Here is a 20,909-nt window from a genome sequence, read left to right as displayed (position 1 = left end):
ATGCTCCACCGCTTGTGCGGGCCCCCGTCAATTCCTTTGAGTTTCATTCTTGCGAACGTACTCCCCAGGTGGGATACTTATCACTTTCGCTTGGCCGCCCAGGTCTCAAGGACCCGGACAGCTAGTATCCATCGTTTACGGCGTGGACTACCAGGGTATCTAATCCTGTTCGCTCCCCACGCTTTCGTCCATCAGCGTCAGTATATGGTTAGTCAGCTGCCTTCGCAATCGGTGTTCTATGTAATATCTATGCATTTCACCGCTACACTACATATTCCGCCAACTTCACCATAACTCAAGACCAGCAGTATCAAAGGCAATTCTATAGTTGAGCTACAGACTTTCACCCCTGACTTACCGGCCCGCCTACGGACCCTTTAAACCCAATAATTCCGGATAACGCTCGGACCCTCCGTATTACCGCGGCTGCTGGCACGGAGTTAGCCGGTCCTTATTCTTACGGTACCGTCAGTAGGGTACACGTACCCTTTTTTCTTCCCGTATAAAAGCAGTTTACTACCCATAGGGCATTCTTCCTGCACGCGGCATGGCTGGATCAGGCTCCCGCCCATTGTCCAATATTCCTCACTGCTGCCTCCCGTAGGAGTCTGGTCCGTGTCTCAGTACCAGTGTGGGGGATCCCCCTCTCAGGGCCCCTACCCATCGTAGCCATGGTAAGCCGTTACCTTACCATCTAGCTAATGGGACGCATGGCCATCTTCTACCGGCCGAAGCCTTTAACCTATAAGAGATGCCTCCCATAGGTACTACGGGGCATTAATCCAAGTTTCCCTGGGCTATTCCCCTGTAAAAGGTAGGTTCCATACGCGGTGCGCACCCGTGCGCCGGTCGCCGGCAAGAAAGCAAGCTTTCTCCCGCTGCCCCTCGACTTGCATGTGTTAGGCCTGCCGCTAGCGTTCATCCTGAGCCAGGATCAAACTCTTCATCGTTGTTCTGTATATATTCGTCCCAACGACTACCGAATCCGTCCACGGCCCCGATTCTCTCGATCTAATTCTTTGTTATCTTTTTCTACCGTCGCCCTAGAAGACCTAAACCTCCCAAAACGACTTTTCTCCACAATATTTCAATGAACTTCCATTCCTGTAAAAACGTCTCCCGAACTGCGCCGTTCCCCGTTTTTTTTGCTTGGCTGTTTGCCTAAGCGGGTGCAAATATACAACTGTTTTTTAAACCGGCAACCTTTTTTGAAAAAAATTATTTTTTCTTTTCCGGCCCCCGTAAAACCTCAAAAAACAATGAACGTCGCGATCCCCAGGATCTCCCCGCGGAACCCCTAAGGGTATCCGTCTAACGGGCTGCAAATGTAAGACCCTTTTTTAAATTAAAAAGAAAAAAATCACTTTTTTTTGACATAAAATTCACACCCCTTTTCAAACACCCTATAAAAGAACATCTTACAACCTCCACTACACCCTAAAGAAAATGCAAACAACAAAAAAGAAGTCAAATACTTAAATTTCAGCATATTACAAAATACACCCAAAACAACACTCTCATTTACAATAAATTACAAACCCTGATTTTCTATTATGAAAAGAAGTTCCAAACGAGACCAAAGCGTATTACAAAATCTCTATACGGATAATTAGGGGCCGAATAATAGTTATAATCTCCGAACAAGGAATTAAAATGTTCAGCTTTTAAAAATATTCTAGTCTGTTGTATTCTTGCATTTATAAAGAAATCCAGCAAAGGATAGCCCCCAAGTTCTTCATTGTCCTGAACAAAAAACTCGCCCAGAACGGGATTGTACCCGTTCATATTATATTTTGAAAAATACTTAAAGGTGATTCCTGTCTGTAAGTACATGGCCTTCTTGAACACATCGGAAGAAAAATACAAAGTATTTCTCGTTACCAATTGGGGCACATTTAGCACATCGGCATCTTGAGAAACCGCTTGATACATGAATGTGTTGTTCAATGCGAACTTACCGAGGGTAAACTCCTTATTATATTTAACCTTTAAATACGAGACCCCAGATTCTTCTTGATAAGGTTTTATGTTCGCATTTTCAAGTCCCTCTTCCAGATTCAATGAGGGGTCAGTTCCAAAATAAGTGTAGTTATCTAAATTGGTATATTTTGCAGAAACAGCTCCCAACCATTTCGAATCTAAAGAAAACTCAAGACTGTTTATTCTTTCTTTCTTAAAAATATCGGTATTCTGCCAATTGTAATTCAAATATTCACTTTGGTACAGCAAAAAATTAAAGTTCGGCATTCTAGCAGAGGAATGAAGTTTTACCTTAAACCGATACCTATCGTTCAGGTCATAAGAGGCGACGGCATCCAATATATTACCAGAAAGGTCACCGGAGAGATTATACTTAAAAGATCCATTTACCAAAAATCCTCCTATTTTCTTTTCATAATCTGCACCTATGGCCACTTCCGACCCATTCAACCTATTATCTATTTTATCACCATCCTCGGAAATCAACGTACTATTAAAGTAGTAATCATAATTAAAAAGGTTTATATTTCCTTTTAACCTTCCCAATACATTATTATAAAACTCAAGACTTACCTGATTGTAGAAAGTTTTTAAACTTGCCTTATCGTCGATCGTTGAAAGAAGGGCATCCCCAAAGTACGAATCATCCGAATCTTGCATGAATTGGTAATACTTGGTCTCGTAATTAAAAATATGACCTATAGCCAATGAGGTTTTTTCTGCTGTACTGGAATCCTTCCTCTTTCTCACGAGTTTATATGTATGATCCAAATAATATCTTTTCCCCAAGATTTTATTATCGGCATCATCAAAACGAACATCCACTTTAGCCCTATCACTAAACTCGGGGTCACCAGACTCGAACTGAAGTTCTTTATCGGTCAAACCAGCATTTTCTTCTGAAAGTATATCCTGTGCAGCTATATGGGCCCTTAGGGCATACCTACCATTCTCCGTTATGTAATTTGAGGTAGCGGTAAAATTTCCGGATTGCACTTGATTAGAGTTATATTTACCCAAAGACCTATGCCCTTTATACCCAATTGAAAAATTTAACCGCCTAGAGGTATTAAAGGTAAGCATGGCATCCAATAGCTGCCCTTCTTCTAAAGTTGTCTTAAACAAGATATCTGTCATAGGGGTAGCTACATTATAATAATTTATATCCTCGACCCCCCTATAATTACTGTGCTTTGCCATAGCCCCAAGAAGCGGATACATTGTAGCCCTTTCCGCATTGACCCCTAATTTATTATATGCTTGCCCTATATTAGATAAAGACATCAGCTCAAAATCATCTTGCCGCAGATAATTATACTTATATTCTTTTTGAATTGTGAGGGTGGTATCCAAAAAGGTGGTATCTCTTGCAAAAGAAATAATCTTATAATCGCGAATGGTTACCTCGCTGACACTATCCTTTTTGGCGTCCGATTTTGGAAGCGCCTTCGCATTGTTTTTAGCTGAGAGCGAATCGGTTTTTTGCCTAGGGGGCCTTCTTTCTTGTGAAAAAAGTGTCAGGGTACAAAAAGAAAATACCAACAATAAAAAATATTTCATGCGCATATATTACGGAAACAAAGTTAATTTTTTTGTTACTAACAAAATGTGAAAGTTTATGCAATAAAAAAACCCCGCCAAAAGGCGGGGTTTTCTTTTATAATTGATACTAAGATATATTAATAACCTTTATTCTGTACCATATTTGAGTTAGCATCCATTTCACTTAATGGAATCGCCCATGCCAATCGGAAATCACCATAAGGCACGGTAGCTGAAATATTCTGCTGAACAGAATACTTCTCTATATCACTACCCGTTCTTAACAAATCATCGTAACGGAAACCTTCGAACATAAGCTCTTTTCTTCTTTCTAAAAGAATATTCTCCTTAGTAGCCGTAGCATATTCCGAAGCACCTCTGTTTGCTGGAATTTTATTAAGCTGGGTAAGCGCATCTCCACCAGTTTCTAATAAAGCTTCCGCATAGTTCAATATAAGTTCCTCGTATCTCATTACAGGAACATTGTCATAACCTCTGTTATCGGGAAACTTGCCCATGTTTCTAAGCATGTCATCTTCATACCCCAATATACCATTTTCGCCATCGAAAAGACCACGTACATCAGTAGGCTCAAAAATATCAGCTACCTCATCAATAACCTGAACATCGCCATAGCTTCCACCGCCAGTAGAACGATAGATATAACCCAAAGCATCTGAACTTAAGTTATCAGTTGCACTAAACTCCAATTCAAAAATAACATTGCTTCCACCGTCGCTTCCAAAAGAACTCACATAGTTTGATTCAGAAACAATTTCGTAACCACCATTATCGATTACCTCTTCGGCTGCATCAATAGCAGTATCCCACATTTCAAAATACACTGCAACCCTAGTTTCCAAAGCTTTTGCAGCATACTTAGTAAAGAAATTGGTATCACCGGTATCTTGCATTAAACTAAAAGCAGTTTCCAAATCTTCAAAAATCTTGGTCTTTACTTCTTCTACAGTATTTCTTGGAGGAAATAGTTCTTCTTGAGAAGAATCACTGGACAAGTACGTTGTTTGATATGGTATACCCCCTGGAGTAGTACCACCAGTAACATGTATCTGGCCATATTGCTTTAAAAGATCAAAATGAGCTAGAGCCCTAATTGCATACGCCTGCCCTTGAAGATGTCTACCATAATCTTGGTCACCTTCAAGCAAGGACACATCTGTATTAATCACCAAGTTGGCGCTTTCGATTACTCTATAAGCATCGTCCCAAAAATAACCAGTAGTACTTGAATAAGTAAAACCAGCCTCTGTAGTAAACCTACCAGAACTACCGTTAGAAAAACAATTGTCTGTTCTAACTTCATTTGCTATTATCAAATCTCTACCATAATAACCAGAACCAGTCATTCTATTATAAGCACCTTTAATAACGGCATAGAGATTGTCTACCTTGGTAATTCCACCATTGGCCAACTTATTTTGATCCAAGTTGGGATCCAAATCTTCAGTAGTACAGCTAGAAGCCAGTACCACTAAGAAAGACATTAAAATTAATTTTATCTTTTTCATTTTTCTTAAAAGTTTAGATTAACACCAAAAACGATTGACTTAACTGGAGGAGTATTCAACACTGTCTGACCCCTGTTCGTACCATCACTAAGACCACTTAAATCAATATTTTCAGGGTCATATTTTAAATTATCATCTTTTACCCAAGTAAATAGATTGGTACCACGAACAAACAATCTTAATCCGTCAATTTTCAACGCGTCTGTCAATCTAGAGTTAAAGTCATACCCAACGGTTAAGTTCTTTAACCTAAAGTAATCTCCATCGTATAAAAATTTAGAGTGTCTTTGCCAAGGATCTCCGGCGTATCGTATCTTCCCAAAACGAGTTTCATCACCTGGCTGCTGCCATCTGTCCAACAAGGTGTTGTAGCCTTGATACAAAGCGGTAGGATACAAATCTGTACCTTGGGTATATCGATGCCAACCTTCGTAAACTTTGTGTCCGCCCGCATAATAACCACTGGCATCTACAAAGAATCCTTTAAAGTCTACATGGATGTTCATACCTGAAGTAATTTTAGGTAATGCACTACCTCCTTGAAATACTCTTTCAGCATCATTGAAGTTTGTAGTAGTTGCACCATCGACACCATTAACATACCATTCTTCATTACCGGTATCAGGGTTAACACCTGCCCAAGTAGGCATGTACCATGCATACACAGGGTGACCAGACTCTACCCTATCAATAGATGTTGAAATATTGATTTCTTCTCCATTAAGGTCTTTTGCCAACTCCAATACTTCGTTTTCGTTGGTCGCAATATTTCCTCCAAGAGAAAGGTTAAAATCCTCTGACCTTACGATATCAAAATTGATTTCCGCCTCAAAACCTTTATTCTCCATACGCCCAATATTTCTTGTTTGCTCAGAGAAACCAGTAGTAAGAGACAGAGGAACTTCTAGCAATAAATCTTTAGATTCTCTTCTGTAATAACCAAAAGAACCTGAGATCCTATTTTGGAACAAACCAAAATCAAGACCCAAATCTACAGTATATGAAGTCTCCCAAGACAAATCGTTGTTTCCAAAAGCACTAGGATAAGAGGCTCCCTCTCCAGCATAATCGGAATCAAACCCTAATAACGCCTGATAACTGTTCAGGTCTATTGAAGCGTTTCCAGTAACACCATAAGATGCTCTTAACTTAAGGTTATTGACTACATCTGAGCCTGCCAAGAAGTTTTCTTTGTGCATGTTCCAAGCACCACCAACAGACCAGAAGTTACCCCATCTGTTATCTGTGGCAAATCTTGAACTACCTTCTCTTCTATATGTAGCATTAAGAACATACTTACTTCCAAAGGCACTATAGTTAAGCATACCAAGATAAGACGCTACGGACCAATCGCTAAACGAAGAGCTAGCAGTGGTAGGGTTACCCGCAGAACTTAAATTCGTAAGGCCTTCGTCACTAAAGTTATCGGCATCGGCCTCTAAATAATAATTTCTATTCTTTTGCCATTCTTGTAGCACCTTAACATCAAAATTATGATCTTCACCCAAATCAAAAGAATAGTCTAAAGAATTTTGGAAAACATAGGTAGTATAATTTCTGCTAGCTTGCCATCCGTATCCATTAGAACTGTCTCCATCACCACTTACAGGGTTTCTATATCGCTTATAGTTATAAACAATATAATCTATATTGGCTCTTGAGGTAAACGACAAATTCTTAATAGGTGTATGCCAAGTCAAGGCATTATTAGAGATAATTCTGGTAATTTTTGAATCATCAATATCTTCTTGCGCTATCCAAAGTGGGTTTGGCAAAGAAGTATCCAAGTTTATAGTACCATCTGCATTGTATGCCGCATCTGTCTGAGGCATAAAATACTTAACCGCACGTGGCGACGAAAAGTACGCACTGTTTTCCAACACCCCGTCTTGATGCGAATAGGACGCACTGTTACTAGAACTAAAAGTGAATTTATCCGAAAAATTCTTGGTAAAGTTCAATGCTCCTGAAATTCTATCGAATTCTGAACCAATCACCGTAGCCTCTTGGCTAAAATAACCAAGGGAAGTATAAAAATTAGAATTTTCATTACCACCTGTAGCAGAGAAGTTATACTCCTTCATAACCGCATTTTTGTTGGTAATCAAATCCGCCCAATTTGTTTCTGGGCTTCCAGCATCTCTCCATGCCTGATAGGCAGCACCATAAGAGGTATTCGCCCTAGCCCAAGCACCAGCTTCCTCTACATTGTTCAAACCATAAGTATCCCCAAAAGAATTATAGACACCTTCATAGAACAACATTTCTCTTTCTGCACCTGTAAGAGGCGTAGGACCATCAATAGCATCATTGGCAAAACCAGTATAACTATTAAAATTAAATTTTGTTTTTCCGGCCTTACCACTCTTTGTGGTAATTACAATTACACCATTTGCCCCTCTTGCACCATAAGCAGCAGTGGCAGAAGCATCTTTCAATACAGTAATACTCTCAATATTGTTACTATTTATACTAGCCAATGCAGAAAGCGAAGAACCTGATGATGTAGCTGAGATATTAGGGTTAGACATGGGCACCCCATCGATTACGTACAAAGGATCATTACCGGCCGTAATAGAACTAATACCCCTGATTCGAATATCTGTTGTTGACCCTGGAGTACCAGAATCACCAGTTATCGAAAGACCTGAGACCTTACCTTGTAAAGCCTGATCTACAGTAGCAACAGGAATCTGCTCTATTGCTTCAGAGTCCAACTGCACTGTTGAACCAGTAACATCCGCTTTAGATTTTGTAGCATACCCCATTACAACAACTTCTTCCAAAGCTTGGGCATCATCCTCCATCTGAACATTAATTACATCACTGGCACCAACTGTTCTAGTCACTGTTTTTTGTCCAACATACGTGAACCTTAATACGTCACCTTGATTTACCATGATGGTATAGTTACCATCAAAATCTGTTTGTGTTCCGTTAGTAGTTCCTACTACTACAACAGACACACCGGGTAATGGCACATTTGATTGATCCGTTACATTACCGGAAACCGTTTTTTCCTGCGCATAGGAAAATGAGATGCATAACGCCAATAAAGGGGTCAACATCCACGCAAACTTCTGTTTCATACATTTTTGGTTTTTGAATTAGCAAGTGCCAAAATTCATGAAAAAACCGAACTAATCCAAAAGTCTTCTTAAGCCGAAGCCAAAAAATGTTAAAATATTCTGCTGTTTTAAAAAAAATAAATCAATTTTGATTTTTTAATAAAAAAAACTCAAACATTTAACTTTTATTAAGAATAAATTTAACTCATTAAAAAGTTAACAAAATCATAATTTTGGAGAAATTTTATACTTTTTTTAACGAAACCGGCACCGACGAAGCTGGAAGAGGTTGTTTGGCCGGCCCAGTAACGGCTGCCTCTGTAGTACTACCAAAAGACTTCGAAAATACCATTCTTAACGATTCTAAACAAGTGTCGTTAAAAAACAGGGAGCTATTAAAATCGATTATTGAAAACGAAAGTGTATCGTTTGGGGTAGCACATATAACCCCGGAAAAAATTGACGAGATCAACATCCTCAACGCTTCTATATTGGCGATGCACAAGGCAATCGACCAACTTTCAGAAACGCCGCCCTTTATTATTGTTGATGGCAATAAGTTTAAACCATACAAAAACGTACCGCACAAATGCATTGTAAAGGGTGATTCTAAATTCATGAGCATTGCGGCAGCCTCTATTTTGGCAAAAACCTACAGAGACCAATACATGGAAAAATTACATGAAGAATTTCCGATGTACAATTGGAAAAAGAACAAAGGTTACCCCACCATGGAACATAGAGAGGCCATAAGAAAATACGGTATCACCAAATACCACAGAAAAACATTTAGGCTACTGCCCGAACAACTTACTCTAGAACTTTAAAAAGTATAAATTTGCCTAAAAGTAAATTTATGAAGGTTAGAATACTACTTCTTTTTTATAGTGCTATCCACTTTATCGCCTGCTCTCCAAAAAAAGAGCCAACGGATTCTCTCCTTAATTTTCTTCCAGAAAACGCTTCGGTAATCGTTAAAATCAATGATTTAAATTCTTTTAAATCAGAAATAGAGGACAACGACCTTATATCCAGCATTGAAAAGTTAGACTTTTCAGAAAAAATAAGTAAGGGGCTACGACCGCTTACATATGTTCATAGTCAAAAAGACGGTCTCTTGTCCATATTGGAAAATTCTGAAAACGGTTTTGATTTTGTTTATGTTTCACCGGATACGCTTTCTATCCTAAATATGGACAATGTAAAGAACAAAGCCCTTGAAACAATTGAAAAGGGAGGATTGAAGATTGATAAATACACTTTAAACAACACCACCTTTAACAAGGCCACAATAAACAAAAAGCAAGTAATTAGTTCTTCGGAAATTCTTCTATTAAACATCAAAGAAAATATAGAACGGCAGAAAGACACTAAAAGTGATATCCTCGAAAAATTCAATAAATTATCGGATCCCTCCAAATCGGCCCAAGTATGGATAGACCTATCTAAGGGAAAACAACTTTACAACCACTTATTGAACATTACGCCGGACACGACCCAACCCTTTGCATTCAATAACTGGCTCTCTCTGGATGTAAGCTTTAAGACCGACCAATTGTTATTGAATGGTATAACAGTTTTAAAAGATTCTACAAACAACTATCTTAAACTATTCTCCGGCACCAAACCTTTGCTCAACACCACGGCAAAACTTATACCCACAAATACGGACCATTACCGGTCTATCACTTTTAACGACTATAAAACGTTTTCTAATAACAGGGAAAAATATCTGGATAGGGACCTAGAAAAAGATTCGATTTTATCTACGGTAGAAGAAATTGGCATTGCCCAAATAAACGGCAACAAGGCCGTTGTTCTAAAAACTTATGGTGCCGCCAACATCATAGATTTTGTAAATAATATTAAGACCGGTTCCATAGATTTTCAGGGAAGTGAAATATTAGAGCTAGAGCCCAACAATTTTATAACCAAGAACCTTTCTCCGATCATTGAAGATTTCACCCCAAAGTATGCCAGTATTATCGAAAACACCTTTGTCTTTAGCACAGAACCCGCATCTATAAAAGCCATTATCTCTACAAACAAAGGCGAGAAATCATTGGCCAATACGGTGATGTACAAAAACACAGCGAATATAACCACAGATGAGTCCACTGTACTTTTCATATCAAATCACAAGGGGTTTCAAGAAAACCTTAAACAAAATGGTTATTCACAATTGGCCAATGATTTACAGAGTGCGGGTTTGACAGATTATCTTTTTGGATCTCAAATAATCGCGGACCACGGTTTTCTTCATACCAACTACTTTCTAAAAAAAATATCGGAATCGGAGAACTTGGCAGGTGTTTCCGAAATATTCAATATTCAATTAGAGACCGATATTTTGCACAACCCCCAATTCTTCACAAACCACAGAACAAACAAGAAAGAAATTGTTGTCCAAGACCAAGACAATGTACTTTACCTTATTTCCACACAAGGAAAAATTCTTTGGAAGAAGCAGTTAGAGAGTGCTGTGCAAGGTAAAATACACGAAATAGACATTTATAAAAACGGGAAATTTCAGCTGGCATTTACCACCAACAACAGGTTTTTTGTTATTGACCGGAACGGTAAGGAAGTTGCACCTTTTACATTTAAATATGAAGGTGGCAACCTTAACCCATTGGCCGTATTTGATTATGAGGGCAAAAAGAACTACAGGTTCGTGGTTACCCAAAACAATAAAGTGTATATGTACAACAGCCAAGGGAAAATCGTATCCGGTTTTAAATACACGAAGGCCGAAGAAAATATTATTGCGGCCCCACAACATTTTACCATTGGACAAAAAGATTATTTAGTCTTTAGACTCAGCGATGGCAGTCTTAAAATACTAAATCGTGTTGGAAATGTTCGGGTAAAAGTTCCTGAAAAAATCTCTTTTTCCGAAAACGATGTCAAAGTCCATAAAAACAGATTTATCATAACTACCAATGACGGTGTTCTCTATCAAATAGGAACCAATGGCAATATTGAAAAAACAAATCTGAAATTACATGCAGACCATGGTATGGATGCCACCGCTAGAACCTTGGTGCTAATGGACGATAATATTTTAACCATCAGGGACCAAAAAGTGGCGTTGGACTTAGGGGTCTACACCAAACCATCCATTTTTTATCTGAACGATAAAATTTATGTATCGGTAACCGATATACAAAATCAAAAATCGTACTTGTTCGACAGTCAGGCAAAACCCATTTCCGGTTTCCCTGTTTTTGGTACTTCCACTGTAGATATGGCCGACATGGACAATGACAAAAAACCCGAACTGGTCATTAAAGACCTAGATAATTCTTTCATAGTATACAAAATACGTTAATACATATTTTATAAGTATTCATAAGCCTGTAGTTGCCAGCTATACATTCTTCTTAAAAATTTATTGAAGTTTCTTTAGTTTTAATGTTAACCCCAATATATGTGCTGGCATTAAATAGCGAGATCAGATCGGGAGCCTACTTATTTTCCCGTTTTACGATTCTCGCCAATAATACTAATGAATACTATAAAATATGTACCGATGAAACGTATGAAGCACATCTTACAAGTAATATGTACCTTATCTTTTATTTTTTTTTCCACATCTGAAGTTCATGGCCAGTTTTTAAAAAAATTAGGCAAAGCCGCCGAAAAGGCTGCAGAAAGAACAGTAGAACGGCGTGTAGAGAAAGAAACCTCCGAAAAGACCGACCAAGCCTTGGACAGTATTTTTGAACCTGGGGCCAAAGGTGGGGGAAAATCTCCTCGCCCTACCGAAAACAAATCGCCACAAACGGGCTCGGGCGATACCACTACCCCACAAAACCAAGGGGACGTAGGAACCTCAATACAAGCTCCTCCCAAAACACTGTCCGTTTATAGTAAGTTTGATTTTGTACCTGGAGACCAACCCTTGTTCATAGATGATTTTTCAAATGAATTTGTCGGGGATTTCCCTTCTCGATGGAATACCAACGGAAGTGGTGAACTTGTTACCGTAGAAGGCGAAACCAATAAATGGCTGAAAATTTTACCTGGCTTCTCTATGGCCTACATTCCAGACATCTCTTCATTGCCAGATGAATTCACCTTAGAGTTTGATGTAATTGCCTTAGGACTGGACAGCAAAACTTCATCACAATCTTATTTCGGCATTGTTATAAGTGACAACAACACTTTTAAACAATCGGCGAACATGGGTATGGTAGAATACTCTTTTTGTCAATTTATAAACCCCGGGGTGATCGTGGAAAACAAAATAGCCTCGAAAAGGGTGATCCGAAACGACGTAAAGGCAGATATACGAAACATTGTAAAAGAGAAACACCATGTATCGATAGCTGTAAACAAAGAACGTTTTAGATTTTGGATCAACGAGAACAAATATATTGACGTACCACGACTGTTACCATCAAATACACAAATGCAAGGTATAAAATTTACGCTCCGCGGAACTGACACCAACAAAGAATCTATTCTTATAAGTAATGTAAAAGTCGCCAAGGGAGGTGTGGATCTAAGAAGAAAATTATTGGCAGACGGAAAAATATCTACCACCGGCATTCTGTTTAACAGTGGATCGGCCCAGATACAACCACAATCTATGGGTATTATCCGACAGATATACCAGGTACTTCAACAAGACAGTACTATAAATCTAAAGATCGTTGGCCATACCGATGCCGACGGTGACGACCAGAAAAACCTCGAATTATCAAAAAAAAGGGCAGATGCGGTAAAAGATGCTCTGGTATCTATATATAACGTCTCTCAAAATAGATTGTCTACAGAAGGCATGGGAGAAACAAAACCTGTCGCGGACAACACTTCGGCAGATGGAAAAGCACTGAACCGACGCGTAGAATTCATTAAACTATAAAAACAAAATCATGAAGACCCCTTTACTAACAATAATATTATCTTTTATCATGGTCAGCATAACCTATGGCCAAAACAACTGCAGTAAATTCTACCCACTAAAAGAAGGTAGTTCTTTTGAATATACCAACTACGATAAAAGAGGAAAGGTAGATGGCTCTGTACACTACACCATCTCAGAAGTCCGTTCCGAAGGCAATGCCTCGGTTGCCACATTCGACATGAAATACAAGGACAAAAAGGGAAAGGACCTATTTGAATCTAGCTATTCCTTTAGTTGTGAAAATGGTTTGGTCACTATTGATTACGAATCACTTTTCCCTTCACAAATGATGCAGCAATATACCGATATGGGAATGGAAATGGACATCTCGGGCACCGATATTCAATTGCCCAACGACCTGGGTATCGGCCAGCAATTGTCAGATGCCAACGTTTCTATAGCCATGAGCATGGGAGGCATCAACATGAATACCTCGGTAAACCAAACAAATAGAAAAGTGGAGAAAAAAGAAAGTATAACCACCCCTGCGGGCACCTTTGACTGTTATCTACTAACCGAGGACCAAACTACTAAGGCTATGGGCGCAAATATGGAAACGTCCACCAAACTATGGTTAGCAGAGGGCATAGGTATGATAAAGCAAGAAAGCTATAAAAAGAACGGAACCCTGATCAGCCGAATGGAACTGACCCACTATAGCAAGTAACCAAAACTAAAAATATTAAACAACCACTACTATGAAACTAAAGATAACTCTATTAATACTGGTATGCCTTGGCATTACCTCTTGTTCTAAATGGCATTATGGGGACCACAAAGAAGACGAAGACCCGAAGGACAACGAAGAAAAATACAATGAAATAATTGTAGAAGAAGGCGCCAACGGCCAACATGGCAAAATCAGCCTTTCGCCCAATGAGGTCGTCGTTACCTATGATGGTGTAGATGCGATCCGAAAAACCGAAATACGAGATAGTATAACCACCGAGTATCCCGGACTGGAAATCTTGAAATGCGATTGTGGCAGCGATGATATCGAAATGTGGCAATTTGACCCGGCCACGCCAAACGTAGAGGCAATTATCGAAGGAGTCGTGGATAGATTGCCTCGACGCAACCCCCGAGGAAGAATCGAGGGAGAACAATCATTTATTGTTTCCTTGCCGGAAATGCCCCCTTACGTAGCCCAAGGCCAAAGTGGTGGTGAACCGGCTTTCATAGCTCCCCGTGACGAAAACAGTGTGAACATTGCCATTTTAGACACCGGAATCGATTATTTTCGGCCCGAGCTTACCTCATCGGACAGAAATGTTCTTTTCCCAAGTGGCGATTTTACCGGTTGTATAAGCACCCAATCGGGGTGGAATTTTACCCAGGACAATCAAGATATTTTAGATGAAAACGGCCACGGCACCTATGTGACCAAGATTATTACCGATATCCTCGATGCCGAAGAAACTCCCGTAAACTACCAAATTCTGCCCTTAAAAGTATTCGATAGCGAGGGCAAGGGCTCTTATTGGAATATCCTTTGTGCCCTGACCTATGTAAAATCGATAAACGAAAACGGAGGTAATATCCATATAGTCAACGCCAGTTTTGGCGGTGCAGTGGACCGTGCTTATTTCAGTTCTGACGACAACATATTTGCCCATCTTTTAGGCGAACTCAACGACCTTGGGGTGCTAGTGACCACATCGGCAGGCAACGCAGGTAGGGATAACGACAGTGGTCCCGAAGGTCACTTTTTATCTTCTTACCGAACCAAAAACATGTTGACGGTGGCCGGCTACAATTACATAGAGGGCGACACAGGGGATCCACAGTTACATGAAAAATCGAATTTCGGAAACGAAAGCGTACAAGTGGCCATGGCCTTTAATGGCTATGAAGTTATCCTGGGTTATCCTAGCGGATTGGACGATCTGGTCAAGTTAGAGGGCACCTCCTATTCAACAGGGGCCATGACCGCTCTAGCAGCTATTGTGTACCGCGAGACCGGAGTGGTATCGGAGGGCTTAAAATCGGCTATATTGTCATTGCCCATAGTAAGCTACTCTCCCAACCTCGATGGAAAAATTGAAGAGGGACGTGTCATTCTACGCGAATAGTTTTGTCTATAAACAGGTTTGAGAGCCCTTGTTTTCTATCAAGGGCTTTCCCGTTTTTGATTTTCCGGCATATTATACTCTTTTTTAGACATTTGTATTTATATACATTGTGCAATTGTTGTACTTTGTGGCATCCATAGGTCAAAAAATGTCAAAGCAACGCCCTCTCTTTTCGTTTCCTGCTTTTTGGTGCATACCTATGCTGCTTTTCCTATTTCCCATTGTTGGTATATCGCAACACGACCAATTGCTTCAAATAATTGAAAGCGGACAGGCCAAGGAGGGCATAGAAAACAGCCTCGATAAATTTTTTGAGGATAACGAGGCCCGCCTAAACGACCGGGAACTTGCCGATTGCTATCATGATGTTGCGAGCCAATGGTATTATGAAAACTGGTGGAATACCGGTAGCCTTCCCTACCTCGTAAAGGCCATTGACTATACGAAAAAGGCCTTGGACATAAAAAAGAACCTTGATAACCTTCCAGTGGGTTCAATGGAAAAAACCGCTTATAACCTAGGTGCCTTCCATCATTTGAAAGGAGAAGTGTTCAAAGCCGAAAAAGCCTATCTTTTTCTATTGCAAAACGGTAAAGATCCCGATAAGATAGAAAATGCCAAGGTTGAACTGGGTAACATCTATCTTGAGATCGGGGACTTTTACAAGGCACTGGAGCAATTTGATGAAATTATAATTTCCAACAACAGTTCTACAATAACCGAGAATTTCATCGATGCCCATATTATCAAGGCCGAGATTTTCTCCCTAATGGGTATCGCCCAGTTTTCAGATGATATCCGCACCAATCTTTCAAAGGCAGATTCGCTATTGAAACGATCCGGCATTAGCGAAAGCTACTACAACAACCGGATCAACCAGACCCAGGGCAACAGGTTAATTGAAATTGGCGACTATGAAAATGCCATAAAATTTCACAAAAGGGTACTATCGGACTCGCTCAACCTATACCCCAACGAACTTGCCCGGGTATATAACAGCCTAGGTTTCTCCGAAATTAAATTAAAACGATTTGATTTGGCTGAGAAGTATTTGCAAACTTCAATCGACCACGACCCCAACTACTCGCTTCCCTACGAAAATTTGGGTGACCTCTATATGGCCAAGAAAGATTTTGACAAGGCAATGTACAACTACCAAAAGGCCATTTATTGGTCGATCAATAAATCGGATCCCGTTGAAGTTACAAACTTGCCTTCCCTCAGTGAAATAGAAGTGGCTTCCGAAAAAATATTTTTACTCAACCATTTGGTTACCAAGGCCAACGGTTGGTTACGCTTTTATGAGGAAGAGCCTAGGGAAGCCTATCTTTTATATGCACTTTCCACTTTCCGTCTTTCCGATCGGTTGATCGACCTGATCCGAAATGAAAGTACCGAAAACCAGTCTAAATACTTTTGGAGGGAAAAGGGGGCCAACCTCTATTCAAAGGCGGTAGAGGTATGTTATTTGCTCGACCTGCCCGAAGCGGCCTACTACTTTATGGAGCGGAACAAGGCCCTTTTGCTCATGGAGGATATCAGTGCGGAACAAGCCAAGGAAATGGCCAATTTACCCCAAGACGTATCGGAGCGGGAGTTTAAGCTTAAACAGGACATTTATTTATCTGAAAACGAATTAAGAAATTTTGAGCCTACCTCTGAAAGTTCTCTTGATTCCGTTAGGCAACGGGTATATGAAAGCAAACGAATTTATAACACTTTCGCAGATTCACTGGCCACGGCCTTTCCCGACTATGCCACCATAAAAAAACAGGCACATTTGCTACCCTACAAAAATTTTATATCCGATTACATTTCGGAAGACGAAGCCGTACTCCAATATATCCTTAACGAAGAACAAGGATACGGTTTGCTTACATCAAGGGAGCAAACCACATTCTTTAAATTAGGGAATGTAAAAAACCTAAACGAGAGATTGGTACAACTCTATGGCCAATTGACCGACCTGACCACCAGCCGAGACGAGCTAACTCGTTTCAACACCTTATCTCACCAAATTTTCAACCAATTGGTGCCCAAGACCGTGCATAAGGCGATCAAAGGCAAAAAACTGACCCTGGTTACCGATTACATCCTACAACAGATTCCTTTTGAAGCCTTTGTCACGGACCTCGATGGACCCACCTACCTCATTGAGGATACCGAAATCCGCTATGCCTATTCGATGTCGTACCTCAACGCCAAAAAACAGGTCTCCAGTAAGGCCAAAAACGAATTGTTGGCCATAGCCCCTGTAACATTCAACACTCTGGGACTTCCAGAACTTATGTTCAGTAAATCTGAAGTGGAAGAAGCGGAAAGAATATTTTCCGGAAAAAAGTTGATGAACCAAGAAGCAACGAAAGCAAGATTTTTAGAACAGGTAAACGATTATAACATAGTGCATCTATCTACCCATGCCGACATCGGCGAGGACAGTGACCCTTGGATAGCCTTTAGTGACCAAAAAATGTTCTTGAAAGAAGTGTACGCGACAAAAAACCGGGCCGATATGTTGGTTTTGAGCGCCTGCAATACCTCTATCGGTGAATTAAAAAAGGGCGAGGGCGCCATGAGCCTGGCCCGAGGTTTTTTTCATGCCGGAGCAAAAAGCGTGGTCTCTTCCCTATGGTCTACCAATGACAAGAGCAGTAAGGAACTGATGACCACTTTTTACAAGGGCCTTAGTGAAGGACTTACAAAATCAGCTGCTCTTCGCAGGGCCAAAATCGATTATATTGAGCGTTATCGGGGCAGCTCCATTTCTCCCGCCTATTGGAGCGCATTGATTATCATTGGGGACAACACCCCCGTCAAAATTACGAATCGTCCGTGGCAAATGCTCATTTGGGCCGTTCTTGGCGTTTTACTGCTACTCATTGTCTATTGGGGGGGCAAAAGGGGAAATAGGTCCTCTTGATTTTTATTGGAGCTCTTCCAACAAAGCAACGGCTTCTGCCTTTTTATACCTGCCATCGGCCTCTAGGTCATCGAGCAGATCCACCGCCCTATCTTTCTTGCCCGTCTTTAAACAAGCCAATGCATTATACCACATGGCCTGCGGAGCAAACTCCCCTTTTTTACCAATAATTTCACTTAAAAGCGGAATGGCCTTTTCGGGCTGTTTGTTTTTTAGGTACGATTGTGCAAGATAAAAGTTAACAATCTCGGTGTTTTCGGTTTCCTTCAACTCCGTAAAAAGAGTTATCGCCTGTACGTTATCGTTGGTCTCATAGGCAACAAATGCCTTACGCTCCAACGAATTATCGGTTTGCTCGCCTCTAGTAATGGCATAGACCGTGTTCGGGTACTCCTGAAAGTTATCCTCATACAGACCGCTGTAATCGGGCCCGGAAAACGCATTGTATCCTATCCACCCCAAACCAATTACCAAAGCAATAGAGGCCGCTAGGGCCCATTTTCGATAGCCCCGTATCGGCTTGTCCGCAGGTCTTTCCTTCTGGATCTCTTCCTCAAAACGTATTAATTTAGATTTAAGGTCTTGGGCTTCCTCGTTCCGAATAACTTGCTTTAGGTCATTTTCAAAATCAAATTGTTCCTTGAATTCGCTATCGGTTTGCAAAAGTTGATCAAGCATTTTTTCCTGTTCCGGTGTCAGCCGGTTAGCAAAGTAATTGTATAGTAGTTGTTCTTTGTCCATGACATTAGTAGGTTTTTCCTTGGATGCGTTCTTTCAACGTTTTCATACATCTGGATTTAGCGGCTTTCACCACATTTTCACTGTTATAATTACCTTTTTCCATAATCTCTTGAATGGTATGACCGCGGTAATAAAAGAGCGTCAACAATTCTTGGCATTTAGCCCCTAGACCTTTAAAGTGTTCTTTGAGCAACCTTTGTTCTCTCGTAAGGTCTGGGCTATCGAGTTCAAGAGCATTGATCTGCACATCGGAATCCCCTACTTTTGAGAGATCATAACTTCCTGAGACCGATTTTTTATTCTTCCTCATTCTGTCAAAAATTAAATATTTACCTATAGAGAACAAATAGGTGGAAACACTGCTGGTCAATTTTTCCAATTTTCCGTTCATTACGTTCTCATAAAAAACGATATAGGCATCTTGGTAGATATCTATATTTTCATCCTCGGTAAGATTATAGCGTCTGGCAAAATTCAGAAACTTGGCCCGGTTCTCCTCGTATATCTTTTTAAGCACTTTTTCAGAACCCGACCTAAGTTCTTCCAGCGTAATATCTTTATCTGTCTTTGCCACTTTAATAATCAGGAATTGAATAGGTTAACATCATTAACAGCTAATTTAACCTTTTTTAGATCTGATTTCCACCAATAGCCCCCATAACTCCCTGTCAATAACGTTTTTGTAGTATTCCCATTACAAGATTCAAAACAAAACATAGACCTATATTTTTTTTAGCATCAATGTTAACCTACACCTCATTGAGACATACATTATAACACACCTAAAAAAATATACCCATGGAAACCTATAAGAAATTAGAGATCATAAAAAGAATTTTGATCATTGCCCTAGCCATAACAATATGGATATATATTTTTCTATTACTAGCATAGTCTACCCCTAACCACCCATTCTTTTTTATTCGCTTGTTAACCTTTGCCCATGTTCTTCATAAAAGGGCGTATCTATAAAAATTACATTATGAAAATTTCAAGAATTTATTCCGTGGTTTTGGCCCTAACATCATTATTATTCATTTATTGCAGCAAGAATGATGATTCGCCCGAACCTATAGCCGAAAATACACCCACCGAAGAAACACCCGTTGAAGAACCCCCTATTGAGGAAACCCCACAAATTGATGGTTCTTGGTCGGTTAGTTCCACTAATCTTTATGATTACGATTATGCCAAATATTTTATAATTAATACCGACAACACCTTAGTAATTCTCAATGAAAACGAATTGGGATTCAAAAGCCTTGATAATGCCAATTATACCAATGATGAAGAAAACAGCCAGATAACTATAAATTATGGTTATGGATCAGCTTTGGCGAATTACACATTAACAGATGATGAATTGGTCATGAATTTTCCTGACGGTTTTATAAACTTGATTAGAAGCGAAACGGCAGATGACAACGATTGGGTAGAAGAACTAACAATTTTAGAGGAAGGAGACGCACCTTGGAACGAAGATGTGGATATCGCCTGGAACGGGAGCCAAATTTTGGTCGGCAACGGTTATGAAGTTGAAGATATAGGGTTGGTAAACCCCGAAACCTTTGCCCTAGAGGGCACCATTACGACCACCCGAAGTGCCTTTGCCGTAGAAGTAGAAGTAGAAAAATATGACAGTTCTGGTAAATATATATTTCAAAGCAGTAACGGCCATTCTAAGTTCTTTATCTACCGAGAATCTGACAACACCTACATAGATGAGTCTTTAGACCTAGGGGCTTGGATCTACGGATTAGCATCCGTTGATTATAATAAAATTTGGGCCGCCAGCGGTAACGAAAGAACTTTGTATCTATATAATTACAGCACTGTTTCCATTGAGCAAACCATTGAACTGGGAGATACCAGACCTTACGGACTAGATTACCAAGATGGTTATTTATATGTATGTGCAGAAGGCATGTTGTACAAATGTGATGTTACTGACGGGCTAACTGTGGTAAATTCTTATGTCGTTCCAGATGTATCCATTGTTGGGATAGCCTATGACGGATCCAATTTTTGGATTTACGGCCACCGTGGCGATGATGGGAAACTAATAAAATTGGACCTGTCCATCTAACCCCTACCTTTTAAACGATCACATAAACGAGTAGATCTATCACATCACAAAAAAACTAA

General features: G+C 40.0%; 12 protein-coding genes and 1 rRNA gene (1 of these 13 cut by a window edge). 7 read left to right on the top strand and 6 right to left on the bottom strand.

What is annotated here, in order from left to right:
* The 4 genes from AB657_RS16685 to AB657_RS16670 form a co-directional block, all read right to left on the bottom strand.
* Positions 1-950, bottom strand: a 16S ribosomal RNA gene (locus AB657_RS16685); it reaches 581 nt to the left of the window's first position.
* A gap of 601 nt (positions 951-1,551) precedes the next feature.
* Positions 1,552-3,540, bottom strand: a complete 1,989-nt coding sequence (locus AB657_RS16680) for a putative porin (RefSeq protein ID WP_047247540.1) — start codon at positions 3,538-3,540, stop codon at positions 1,552-1,554.
* A 119-nt stretch (positions 3,541-3,659) separates the two neighbouring features.
* On the bottom strand, positions 3,660-5,051 hold the full coding sequence (locus AB657_RS16675; RefSeq protein WP_047247539.1) for a RagB/SusD family nutrient uptake outer membrane protein: 1,392 nt from the start codon (positions 5,049-5,051) through the stop codon (positions 3,660-3,662).
* Positions 5,052-5,056: 5 nt separating this feature from the next.
* Positions 5,057-8,140 carry a SusC/RagA family TonB-linked outer membrane protein gene (locus AB657_RS16670; RefSeq protein WP_047247538.1) on the bottom strand — a complete coding sequence of 1,028 codons (3,084 nt, stop codon included), beginning with the start codon at positions 8,138-8,140 and terminating at the stop codon, positions 5,057-5,059.
* Between the two features lie 212 nt (positions 8,141-8,352).
* Here AB657_RS16670 and AB657_RS16665 point away from each other — a divergent pair, with 212 nt between their 5' ends.
* The 6 genes from AB657_RS16665 (at position 8,353) to AB657_RS16640 (ending at position 18,023) form a co-directional block, all read left to right on the top strand.
* On the top strand, positions 8,353-8,946 hold the full coding sequence (locus tag AB657_RS16665; protein ID WP_394332526.1) for a ribonuclease HII: 594 nt from the start codon (positions 8,353-8,355) through the stop codon (positions 8,944-8,946).
* A gap of 29 nt (positions 8,947-8,975) precedes the next feature.
* Positions 8,976-11,450: a hypothetical protein gene (locus AB657_RS16660; RefSeq protein WP_047247536.1), complete on the top strand. Its 2,475-nt coding sequence runs from the start codon at positions 8,976-8,978 to the stop codon at positions 11,448-11,450.
* Positions 11,451-11,651: 201 nt separating this feature from the next.
* Entirely contained in the window at positions 11,652-12,989 is a 1,338-nt protein-coding gene (locus tag AB657_RS16655; protein ID WP_232304899.1) for an OmpA family protein, read from the top strand.
* A 10-nt stretch (positions 12,990-12,999) separates the two neighbouring features.
* Positions 13,000-13,698 (top strand): TapB family protein, encoded by a 699-nt coding sequence (locus AB657_RS16650; RefSeq protein ID WP_047247535.1) that lies wholly within the window; start codon positions 13,000-13,002, stop codon positions 13,696-13,698.
* 31 nt (positions 13,699-13,729) lie between these two features.
* A complete protein-coding gene (locus AB657_RS16645) occupies positions 13,730-15,103 on the top strand; it encodes a S8 family serine peptidase (protein ID WP_047247534.1) in 1,374 nt (457 codons plus the stop codon).
* A gap of 148 nt (positions 15,104-15,251) precedes the next feature.
* Entirely contained in the window at positions 15,252-18,023 is a 2,772-nt protein-coding gene (locus AB657_RS16640) for a CHAT domain-containing protein (protein ID WP_084696450.1), read from the top strand.
* Between the two features lie 3 nt (positions 18,024-18,026).
* On the opposite strand, the gene AB657_RS16635 is transcribed toward AB657_RS16640, so the two are convergent.
* Both AB657_RS16635 and AB657_RS16630 read right to left on the bottom strand, forming a co-directional pair.
* Positions 18,027-18,764 carry a tetratricopeptide repeat protein gene (locus AB657_RS16635; protein WP_047247532.1) on the bottom strand — a complete coding sequence of 246 codons (738 nt, stop codon included), beginning with the start codon at positions 18,762-18,764 and terminating at the stop codon, positions 18,027-18,029.
* 4 nt (positions 18,765-18,768) lie between these two features.
* The gene (locus AB657_RS16630; protein ID WP_047247531.1) at positions 18,769-19,338 is read right to left on the bottom strand and encodes an RNA polymerase sigma factor; all 570 of its coding nucleotides are present in this window, start codon (positions 19,336-19,338) and stop codon (positions 18,769-18,771) included.
* 408 nt (positions 19,339-19,746) lie between these two features.
* Between AB657_RS16630 and AB657_RS16625 the strand changes: the two genes are divergently transcribed.
* Entirely contained in the window at positions 19,747-20,850 is a 1,104-nt protein-coding gene (locus AB657_RS16625; protein ID WP_157491797.1) for a YncE family protein, read from the top strand.
* Positions 20,851-20,909: the final 59 nt, after the last annotated feature.

The organism is Maribacter thermophilus, from assembly GCF_001020565.1.
GTDB lineage: Bacteria > Bacteroidota > Bacteroidia > Flavobacteriales > Flavobacteriaceae > Maribacter > Maribacter thermophilus.
Note: the sequence above shows the minus strand (reverse complement) of the source record. Positions and strands in the feature narration are given on the sequence as shown.

Coding starts and splice junctions, on each gene's coding strand:
- AB657_RS16680 (WP_047247540.1), bottom strand. CDS start 3,540: ATGAAATATTTTTTATTGTTGGTATTTTCTTTTTGTACCCTGACACTT.
- AB657_RS16675 (WP_047247539.1), bottom strand. CDS start 5,051: ATGAAAAAGATAAAATTAATTTTAATGTCTTTCTTAGTGGTACTGGCT.
- AB657_RS16670 (WP_047247538.1), bottom strand. CDS start 8,140: ATGAAACAGAAGTTTGCGTGGATGTTGACCCCTTTATTGGCGTTATGC.
- AB657_RS16660 (WP_047247536.1), top strand. CDS start 8,976: ATGAAGGTTAGAATACTACTTCTTTTTTATAGTGCTATCCACTTTATC.
- AB657_RS16655 (WP_232304899.1), top strand. CDS start 11,652: ATGAAACGTATGAAGCACATCTTACAAGTAATATGTACCTTATCTTTT.
- AB657_RS16650 (WP_047247535.1), top strand. CDS start 13,000: ATGAAGACCCCTTTACTAACAATAATATTATCTTTTATCATGGTCAGC.
- AB657_RS16645 (WP_047247534.1), top strand. CDS start 13,730: ATGAAACTAAAGATAACTCTATTAATACTGGTATGCCTTGGCATTACC.
- AB657_RS16640 (WP_084696450.1), top strand. CDS start 15,252: ATGTCAAAGCAACGCCCTCTCTTTTCGTTTCCTGCTTTTTGGTGCATA.
- AB657_RS16635 (WP_047247532.1), bottom strand. CDS start 18,764: ATGGACAAAGAACAACTACTATACAATTACTTTGCTAACCGGCTGACA.
- AB657_RS16625 (WP_157491797.1), top strand. CDS start 19,747: ATGAAAATTTCAAGAATTTATTCCGTGGTTTTGGCCCTAACATCATTA.